The following is a 9,474-nucleotide window of genomic DNA, read 5'->3' as shown; positions in this document are numbered from 1 at the left end:
ATGTCACAATACTTATCTCAAGTATTGCCATTTTGGAGGTGTTTTATATTGTCTCACTATTTTAGGTTAGTCCAGAACCCGTCCTTGTAGCCATCTATTTTTTTGTTTTTAGAAATTACCTCCGCCCATTTGTTGTTGAGCGAAAGATACTAAACGCTTAGTGATTTCTCCACCAACAGACCCGTTAGCACGAGAAGTTGTATCAGCACCAAGGTTTACACCAAATTCAGAAGCGATTTCATATTTCATTTGGTCAATTGCTTGTTGTGCACCAGCTACTAATAGTTGGTTGCTGTTGTTGTTGTTTGCCATGTGACTTCACCTCCTTGTGAGTATATAATGTGTAAAATCACATGGCACAATACATGTAAACTACTGGTAAATGTTCACAACAATAGAATGATTTTCTATTAGAATAAGTCTTCTATCTCTTCTTTCTTAGATCCATCTAAAGTAATGATTTCCGTTTCATTAACGGCTTTTTCAATCAAGCTCTCAAAATCAGTGTAGCTTTCATAATGAGTTACATTTTCCAGCTTTGGTCTTGTTTTGGGAGCTGAAGGTGTAAAAATAGTACAACAATCTTCAAATGGACGAATTGAGATATCATGTGTATTGATTTTCTTAGCCATATCAATAATATCAAATTTATCTACAGTAACAAGTGGACGAATAATTGGTGTACTGGTTACGTTGTTGATGACATGCATACTCTCTAATGTCTGACTTGCCACCTGACCAAGGCTTTCACCAGTTACAATCGCAAGTGCATTACGTCTTCTTCTTATTTCATCTGTGATTCGTAGCATCATACGTCTAGTTGAAATTAGCGTATAGTTTTCAGGAATTTGTCTTTGTATCGTTATCTGAATGTCAGTGAAAGGGACGATGTGCAATTTAACCGTTCCCGAAAATTCTGTAAGCTGCTGTGCAAGGTCAATCACCTTTTGGCGTGCACGGTCGCTTGTATATGGGGGACTGTGAAAATGTACAGCCTCAATTGTTAATCCCCTCTTCATGGATAAATAACCGGCAACAGGGCTATCAAGACCACCCGACAGCATAAGCATCGCTTTCCCGCTTGAACCAACTGGAAGTCCTCCTACACCTTTTTCATCTTTAAAGGTAATATAAGTGGCTTCCTTTCGTACTTCAACACGGATATTGATATCAGGAGTGTGCACATTTACGTAGATTTCCTCGGTATTCTTTAAAATATGACTTCCTAATTCATAATTTAATTGATTGGAATCAAGTTCAAAGCTTTTATCTGATCGTCGTGCAGATATTTTAAAGGTCTTTCCTTGATGATCTAGTTGTTTAATGGCAGCTAAGACACCATCTTTTATTTTTTCGATTTCACTTTCAACCTTTAAAGCAAGACTAAAGGATTGAATTCCAATAATATTTTTGAGAACTTCCACAATTCCTTCATGGGGTTCTCCATTTAACTTTATATAAATTCGATCTCTTGTTTTTTCAAATGTGATACCTTTGTAATCAGTAAGCTTCCTTTTTATATTATTTAAAAGTTTATTAATGAAATGATTACGATTTCGACCTTTTGTAGTAATTTCGCCAAATCGTATTAAAATGTGATCATATTCCATTTTGTTCCCCCATTACATGTTGTAATTTCTTTATTGCATTTTCAATAGCATTTATTAAAATCGGAATCTCATCCAGTTTGTTTTGATGCGACAGGCTGATTCGTATTGAACTATTAGCAAGGGCTTCATGTACTCCCATCGCAAGCAATGTTTTACTGGGTTCATTATTTTTGGATGAGCATGCGGAGGTTGTTGAAACGTAAATCTCCTTCTCTTCTAATAAATGAACAAATACTTCAGGCTTTAAACCGTTAACCGAGAAATTGATGATATGTGGGGCACTGCTAGCCTCAGGTGTGTGTATTGTAATACCATTCAACCTTGATAATTGATCTATAATAGTTTCTTTTAGTCGAGTTAGATGTTTAATATTTCCATCTCTATTCTCTATGGTCAACCTTAATGCTTTAGCAAGGGCTACAAAACCTGCAACATTTTCAGTTCCCGCCCTTTTTTGCATTTCTTGGTCACCGCCACCGATTAGAGCCTTAATTCTAACACCTTGACGGACGAATAAAACCCCTGTTCCTTTAAGCCCATTAAACTTATGTCCCGAAATCGTACATAAATCAAGTTTTGCCTTATTAAAATCTAGATGGGTTTTACCTACTCCTTGTACATGATCAACGTGATAAATAATCTTCGGGTAATTTTCTAGAAGTTTTCCAATTTCTTCTATTGGTTGAATGGTCCCTACTTCATTATTTACATGAATGATAGAAACTAAGATCGTATCTTCACGAATTGAATTTCTTAAATCTTCAATCGAAACAACACCCTTTTCGTCTACTGGAAGATAGGTGATTTCAAACCCAAGTTCTAGTAATTGCTTACATGCCTCAGTTATCGAAGGATGCTCTATTGATGTTGTAATAATATGTTTGCCTCGATTACTGTATTGTAATGCAATTCCTTTAATCGCAAAATTATTCCCTTCAGACCCTCCAGATGTAAAAATAATTTCCTGCGGCTTTACCTGTAAAAGGGAAGCAATCTGGTTCCGGGATTGACTTAATAGCTTTTCAGCTTGTCCACCTATTCCATGTAAGGAAGAGGGATTGCCAAAATAATTTTTTGCAACTTTTATATAGGAATCAATTACATCATCAAAAGGTTTTGTTGTTGCACTATTATCTAAATAAATCATCTTATTACCCCTACTATGCGATATTTTGCAAACAAAATGATAACATACATTTATAAAATAAAAAAAGGAAAAGGACCCCAATTTGAGGCCCTTTACTTAGAATCATCTTCAAGTAAAACTTCAATTTTTTTCAACGCTCCAGGATCTACATCTTCAATTGCTGTTGCAGCTTGTTCTAATGCAAGTGCATATTCATAATTTCTAAAAGATTTCTCAGCTTCAAGTAAACTAACTGCAACTTTTTGATCCCTGCTTCGATATCGGTTTCCATATTGGATGACCTTTTCTGCAAGATATACTTGCTCAATCATTTCTTCTGCTTGCTTATATGTCTGTGAAACTAAATCAGACGCATTTTGTAATGTTTGATTGACCGTATTCATATTAAGTGGTTTTTCTTCGAGACTATTCATTACTTGTGTAAGAGACAATCTTGCTTCCGAAACGAGTTCAGCATATTTTACTGGAAGACCAGGGATATTACTTTTTGAGATAAGTCGTTTCGCATCTGTAAGTTGCTTCTTCATTTCCGAAATTTGTTCTCTTGCATGAAGTTCATCCTTACGAAGTGTTTTCAGCATTTCTGAAAATTGTAAGTGCTCTTCCTTTACATCCTGTATCCTACCGTACACCTCTTCTAACTCCGTCTTGATTAGAGAATAGGCAATTTGCTCCGCTTCAAGCTTTGATTGAACAGATACATATTGCTTCACCAGTTGTTTAATTTGTTTTACGATATTCCGGTGTTGTTCTATATCTTTTTCATATAAATGATAGCTTTGTTGAACAAAGGTAGTTTCTTCTTCTGTGCTTTTACTGCCTTCAATTAAGTCCTCTAAATCTTGTTCGATTTTCTCAACTTCTTTTTTCACAAACTGATTTGCTTTTACTTCAGCTTCCAGTAAATCATAGATTGTATCGAGCGACTCTCTTGCTTCTTCAATTCCCTTCTTCACATCTTCAAGCTTTAGCTCTTCGATAAGAGAAATATGTTGGGATAATTGCTCTCGCATTCTTTCAATTTCTTTCTCAATTTGGTGGTGCTTTAGAGAATAGCCCTCCTGTTCCATTTGGCTATAACCTTCAGAAAGTTCATTTAACTGATTTGGAATTGTACTTTGGCATTCATGTAATAAGTGAGGGATATCATCCATTTGTTGCTTCGTTACGGATAGCGCATCCTTAATCAGGAGAACAATTTCTCTTGCCTCAAAGTAATTTCCATTCGTCGTTGCTTCTTCAAATTCTTTAAATTTCCCATAAACATCTTCTAGATTCATTTCAAGCTGTTTTTCAGCATGTCCAAAAGTATGTCTATGCGCAAGTAAATTCTTTTTAAGTTCCCGATACTGTTGGTTTAATTCATCAACCTCAACACGATTTTTTTCCTCACTGCCAACTAAATCCTTAAGCTCGTCTAAAATAATGGCGATATTGCTTTCAGCATCTTTTAAGATTGCCTCAATTTGGGCAAGTACCCGTTTTGCTTTCCCAAAACGATATTTATCAGCTAAGTCTTCAGCATCAAATAATAATTCCTCAACATCTGGAAGAGCAACAGTGACAATTTCATCCCATTGCTTTCTCCAACGTTCAAATAGTTCTTCAGTTTGACCTGTCATATTAAGCTCTTTTACTTTAGCTATTTCATCGGTGACTGGCCGATTCATCATATCTATCTTCCAGGCTTCAAGCCTATCAACATCTTTATATATCTTTTTTCTCGAATAAAACCCAAAAATAGTTACTGCACTTGCTACTACGATTATGCCGATTATGATTTCCATAATTTGGCCTCCTTGCTCCCACAATCAATCTCGTTCTAGACATTTATGTATATTAGTTTTTAACTTTTATATGTAATATCAAATCAAATGTTTTTTTATTGTATTTATGATACCATGTAAACGACAATTTTTGACTAAAACTTTTAAAATTTTTTACAAAATTTATATAAAAATGAGGGATTTGTCGATGAAAGCAGATGGTCATATCCATACACCCTTTTGCCCGCATGGTACAAAGGACGCGTTTGAGGATTACATTGCCCGTGCTCTACAGTTAGGGTTTGATGAAATTTCGTTCACAGAACATGCACCACTTCCGTCACGATTTAACGATCCCACACCTCAACAGGACAGTGGAATGGACGAAAATCAGCTAGAAATCTATTTTTCTGTATTAACCGAGCTTCAAAAAAAGTTTGCATCAGATATTAAAATCAATATTGGATTAGAGGTCGACTATATTGAGGGATATGAAGAGGACACAAGGACTTTTTTGAACGAGTATGGTCGATATTTGAATGATAGCATTCTCTCTGTTCATTTTTTAAAAAAACAAGATCAGTATTATTGCCTCGATTATAGTCCTGACATGTTTGCGACTATGATCAGTGACTTTTCCTCAGTTGAGGCGGTCTATGAAGCTTATTATAATACATTGGCGCGTTCTATAACGGCAGACCTAGGTCAATTTAAGCCAAAAAGGATTGGCCATATTACACTTGTTCATAAGTTTCAAAAAAAATTCCCGGTATCCAAGCAATTCGATGACAAAATTCACTCGATACTCGACCAAATTGCGGATCTTGGATTAGCCTTGGATTATAATGGTGCTGGTATTAATAAACCACTTTGTCGAGAGGTTTATCCACCAGAAAAAATCATTAGAGAGGCAATAAAACGAAAAATCCCTCTCGTCTATGGTTCCGATGCCCATAGCAGGAAGGATTTAAATCAAGGATTTGAACATCTAATTAAAGATGCTTTGTTAGTGTCACCAACTAGATATTAACGGGAATCTGAGTTATTTTGCTTTTTACTGTTTGAGGTTGTTTACAAATAGTCGTGTTTACCCATTTCTCTATTTCATGACAATATTGTTCACTAACATACAACTCATAAGGCATTAAATGTAAAACTTCTGACATATATTGAGGGTGTAGATAAGGCATAGATAACATCCCCTTTAATTGCATGATGGCATAAGGGATTGGAACTAGGGCAAATTCCTGTTGTTTAATACCTGTTTCAAAAATGGCTTGGAAATAATATTTTTCTTTTGCCATATAGGTGGTCATGATTTCACGAATCAAAGTGGTATCAAATGTAATTTCCCTTTGGACAAAACGTGATAAGTGACGATTATCCTTTTGGTATTCCATAATCCCTCTGACCGCAAGCAATAAACATTCTCTTGCCGTTCTGTTATCCAATTCAATATAGGCATGCTCGACAATCGTTAAATATCCCTCTAGGTAAGTAGAAACTAAATGTTCTAGTAAACCTTCCTTATTTCCAAAATAGTAGGAGATATTGGCGACATTACAATTTGCTCTTTTCGCAATTTCACGTACTGTTGTTCCATCAAAGCCTTTTGTATTAAATAAGAATACGGACGACTCAATAACTTTTTGTTTCATTGTTTTACTTTTCATAACCAACCCACCTTACCCTTAATATAGTATAGATTTCGATATGCTAAGGTGGATTCCTTTAAGAATTTATCGACAAGTCACGCGCTTTAAGCTATCATTTAATATAATTTATGTAGGTATTACTCAAATGGAGGGGAATCATAATGTTTCATGTCGAACAATACAAAGGTAATAAAGCAGAAGACTATAAACTGGTAACAAAACAGTTGCAAGCTTTGCTTGAAGGCGAACATGACCAAATAGCAAATTTAGCAAATGCATCAGCATTACTTAACCAATTTTTAGATAATGTCAATTGGGTTGGCTTTTATGTAAAGAAAGAAGATGAGCTTATTCTCGGACCATTCCAAGGCCTACCTGCATGTGTGAGAATTAAGATGGGACGTGGGGTTTGTGGCACTGCAGCCCAAAATCGAAAGACTGAAAGAGTGGCAGATGTTCATCTATTCCCTGGTCATATTGCATGTGATAGTGCTTCCCAATCAGAAATTGTTGTTCCAATTATGAAAAATGGTGAAGTATTTGGTGTGTTAGATATCGACAGTCCAATCAAAGAGCGTTTTGATGAAGTAGACCAACAATGCCTTGAAGAATTTGTGAAGGTTTTAGAAGAACATCTGTAGAAAAGTGCAAGGTGCTAAGCTTTAGGCGACAAGCATAAGATGAGCGCTGACAGAAGGTGCCTTTTACCTTCCGAGACGATCGGAACAGACTAGAGAGACGATGGCAACTGGACCTAGACAAATAAAACTAGCCAGTGAGGATTTTTGTCCTCGCTGGCTTTTTGATTTGCCCGTATTTATGAGTCGCTTGACCTCCCGACTAGGTTCTCCTTTATCCATTTAACGCTTGATTTAAATCATCCCAAATATCTTCCCATGCTTCTAATCCTACCGAAAGTCGAATCAAATTATCCGTAATGCCCATGTTCAATCGGGATTCCTCTGGCACAACTGAATGTGTCATTGTTGCTGGATGCTGTATGAGAGTCTCTGTATCACCTAGACTCACAGCAATTTTGATTAACTTCAGTCGATTTAGAACGTTTTGTGCATCTTTCTTTGTGCCTTTAATTGTAAAAGATATAAGTCCACCTGGCTTACTCATTTGTTTTTTCATAATCTCGTAAGCTGGACTTTCTATATCACCAGGATAAAAAATTTGCTCCACATTTTTATGTTCTTTGAGTAAGAATGCGATTTTTTCTGTATTATCACAGTGGCGGTCCATCCTTACCGGCAGTGTTTTTAGCCCACGAAGTAAAAGCCATGCATCAAATGGTGACATAATACCACCAATATCCTTTTTCGTTGTCATTGCCACCTGTTGAATAAATTCTTTTTTGCCAACGACAAGTCCTGCGATAACATCTCCATGTCCTCCAATATACTTTGTAGCACTGTGTACCACAATATCACAGCCCAATTTAATGGGTTGCTGCAAATAAGGTGAACTAAAAGTATTGTCCACGACAACTGGGATATTAAGCTGTTTCGCAATCTTAACAACCTTTTGTAAATCAATGAGTTTCATAGTTGGATTAATTGGTGTCTCAATGTAGATTAGTTTCGTTTGTGGAGTAATTTTTGATAGAATTTCCTCTTCATCATCCATATCACTGTAATCATGTTCAATATTGTACTTCTCGTTCATCATCTTTAGGAGACCAAAGGTACACCCATACAGTCCCTGTGAACAGAGGATATGATCACCAGACTTTGTTAATGCAAATAACACAGCCGAAACAGCCGCCATCCCCGATCCAAATGAAAGCCCTGCTTCCCCTCCCTCTAAGAGAGCGATTCTTTCTTCTAAAATTTTAACTGTTGGGTTCCCTAATCTTGAATATATATATCCTTCATCCGCACCAGCAAAACGAGCTTCTCCTTGTTCAGCTGTTTCAAATGTAAAAGTTGATGTTTGGTAAAGTGGTGGTGTTAAACTCCCATTTGGAGAAGTTGGTCCGCCACCATGTATCGCTAAAGTGTCAAAGTATTTACTTTCCTTGCTCATGCTCCCCTTATCCCCCTTAAAACTTTTGATTATACCATTAGCATATGACAAGAAGGGTTGTATTGAAAGCGTTTTCTATTTTCATAGAGGTTTACTAGGTTTTATAATATAGCGAATTAAAGCGCTGTTCCTACCAAAAAGGACATCCATTTATAGATGGGGGCTATTTTGAGCTGTAAATAGAACAATTACCATAGCAAAACGCGTATGATTTCTAGTGTCGAATAACAATTAAAATCATTATGGACACGGGAGTGCTGATTCAGCCCGGGGGTGTCCGAAGTTTAGAGATCTTCGGACTCGACATGCCAGATTCATGCACGGTGTGTCTGAAGTTTGGAGATCTTCGGACTCGGGGACGCAGATTCAGCACAGACATGTCCGAAGTCTAGAGATTTTCGGACTCGGGGACGCAGATTCAGCACAGACATGTCCGAAGTCTAAAGATCTTCGGACACGGCATGCCAGATTCATGCCCGGTGTGGCCGAAGTTTAGAGATCTTCGGACTCGACATGCCAGATTCATGCCCAGTGTGTCCGAAGTTTAGAGATCTTCGGACTCGGGAAGGCAGATTCAGCGCGAGTGTGTCCGAAGTTTAGAGATCTTCGGACACGCCATGCCAGGTTCAGACCAGGGGTGTCTGAAGTCTAGAGATCTTCGGACTCGGCATGCCAGATTCATGCACGGTGTGGCCGAAGTTTAAGTATCTTCGGACTCGGGAGGGCAAATTCAGACCAGGGGTGTCTGAAGTCTAGAGATCTTCGGACTCGGCATGCCAGATTCATGCCCAGTGTGGCCGAAGTTTAGGGATCTTCGGACTCGGGAGGGCAAATTCAGACCAGGTATGTCTGAAGTTTAGAGATCTTCGGACTCGACATGCCAGGTTCAGACCAGGGGTGTCCGAAGTCTAGGTATCTTCGGACTCGGGAAGGCAAATTCAGACCAGGTATGTCTGAAGTTTAGAGATCTTCGGACTCGACATGCCAGGTTCATGCACGGTGTGTCCGAAGTCTAGAGATCTTCGGACTCGACATGCCAGATTCATGCACGGTGTGGCCGAAGTTTAAGTATCTTCGGACTCGGGAGGGCAAATTCAGACCAGGTATGTCTGAAGTCTAGAGATCTTCGGACTCGGGAAGGCAGATTCATGCCCAGTGTGGCCGAAGTTTAGAGATCTTCGGACTCGGCATGCCAGATTCATGCACGGTGTGGCCGAAGTTTAAGTATCTTCGGACTCGGGAGGGCAAATTCAGACCAGGTATGT

At 38.0% G+C, this 9,474-nt stretch carries 8 protein-coding genes; 2 read left to right on the top strand and 6 right to left on the bottom strand.

All coding sequences use genetic code 11. From position 1 onward, the window contains the following. Positions 1-108 precede the first annotated feature (108 nt). The 4 genes from ACR65M_RS21470 to ezrA all read right to left on the bottom strand — a co-directional run bounded on the left by ACR65M_RS21470 (position 109) and on the right by ezrA (position 4,544). Complete coding sequence (locus tag ACR65M_RS21470) at positions 109-312, bottom strand: small, acid-soluble spore protein, alpha/beta type (RefSeq protein WP_121447407.1); 204 nt, start codon at positions 310-312, stop codon at positions 109-111. Positions 313-410: 98 nt separating this feature from the next. Beyond that, the gene (thiI, locus tag ACR65M_RS21465; RefSeq protein WP_341330631.1) at positions 411-1,610 is read right to left on the bottom strand and encodes a tRNA uracil 4-sulfurtransferase ThiI; all 1,200 of its coding nucleotides are present in this window, start codon (positions 1,608-1,610) and stop codon (positions 411-413) included. After that, positions 1,600-2,757 carry a cysteine desulfurase family protein gene (locus ACR65M_RS21460; RefSeq protein WP_341330630.1) on the bottom strand — a complete coding sequence of 386 codons (1,158 nt, stop codon included), beginning with the start codon at positions 2,755-2,757 and terminating at the stop codon, positions 1,600-1,602. Before ACR65M_RS21460 ends, thiI begins: the two co-directional genes overlap by 11 nt. 92 nt (positions 2,758-2,849) lie before the next feature. Then, positions 2,850-4,544, bottom strand: coding sequence for a septation ring formation regulator EzrA (gene ezrA, locus ACR65M_RS21455; protein ID WP_341330629.1), 1,695 nt, complete (start codon positions 4,542-4,544; stop codon positions 2,850-2,852). A gap of 187 nt (positions 4,545-4,731) precedes the next feature. Here ezrA and hisJ point away from each other — a divergent pair, with 187 nt between their 5' ends. Then, a complete protein-coding gene (gene hisJ / locus ACR65M_RS21450) occupies positions 4,732-5,553 on the top strand; it encodes a histidinol-phosphatase HisJ (RefSeq protein WP_341330628.1) in 822 nt (273 codons plus the stop codon). On the opposite strand, the gene refZ is transcribed toward hisJ, so the two are convergent. Then, positions 5,543-6,196, bottom strand: coding sequence for a forespore capture DNA-binding protein RefZ (gene refZ, locus ACR65M_RS21445; RefSeq protein ID WP_341330627.1), 654 nt, complete (start codon positions 6,194-6,196; stop codon positions 5,543-5,545). The two genes, hisJ and refZ, sit on opposite strands and share 11 nt — an antisense overlap. A gap of 143 nt (positions 6,197-6,339) precedes the next feature. On the opposite strand from refZ, the gene msrC reads away from it, so the two are divergent. Then, positions 6,340-6,819 (top strand): free L-methionine (R)-S-oxide reductase MsrC, encoded by a 480-nt coding sequence (gene msrC, locus ACR65M_RS21440; protein WP_341330626.1) that lies wholly within the window; start codon positions 6,340-6,342, stop codon positions 6,817-6,819. 211 nt (positions 6,820-7,030) lie between these two features. Here the strand turns inward: msrC and megL are convergent, their stop codons facing one another. Further along, positions 7,031-8,209, bottom strand: coding sequence for a methionine gamma-lyase (gene megL / locus ACR65M_RS21435; RefSeq protein WP_341330625.1), 1,179 nt, complete (start codon positions 8,207-8,209; stop codon positions 7,031-7,033). Positions 8,210-9,474: the final 1,265 nt, after the last annotated feature.

It is taken from the genome of Ferdinandcohnia sp. SAFN-114 (assembly GCF_059415045.1).
Note: the sequence above shows the minus strand (reverse complement) of the source record. Positions and strands in the feature narration are given on the sequence as shown.

Bases quoted from the DNA above. Each gene is read 5' to 3' on its own strand.
- ezrA (WP_341330629.1), bottom strand. From the start codon at position 4,544: ATGGAAATCATAATCGGCATAATCGTAGTAGCAAGTGCAGTAACTATT.
- ACR65M_RS21470 (WP_121447407.1), bottom strand. From the start codon at position 312: ATGGCAAACAACAACAACAGCAACCAACTATTAGTAGCTGGTGCACAA.
- refZ (WP_341330627.1), bottom strand. From the start codon at position 6,196: ATGAAAAGTAAAACAATGAAACAAAAAGTTATTGAGTCGTCCGTATTC.
- msrC (WP_341330626.1), top strand. From the start codon at position 6,340: ATGTTTCATGTCGAACAATACAAAGGTAATAAAGCAGAAGACTATAAA.
- ACR65M_RS21460 (WP_341330630.1), bottom strand. From the start codon at position 2,757: ATGATTTATTTAGATAATAGTGCAACAACAAAACCTTTTGATGATGTA.
- megL (WP_341330625.1), bottom strand. From the start codon at position 8,209: ATGAGCAAGGAAAGTAAATACTTTGACACTTTAGCGATACATGGTGGC.
- thiI (WP_341330631.1), bottom strand. From the start codon at position 1,610: ATGGAATATGATCACATTTTAATACGATTTGGCGAAATTACTACAAAA.
- hisJ (WP_341330628.1), top strand. From the start codon at position 4,732: ATGAAAGCAGATGGTCATATCCATACACCCTTTTGCCCGCATGGTACA.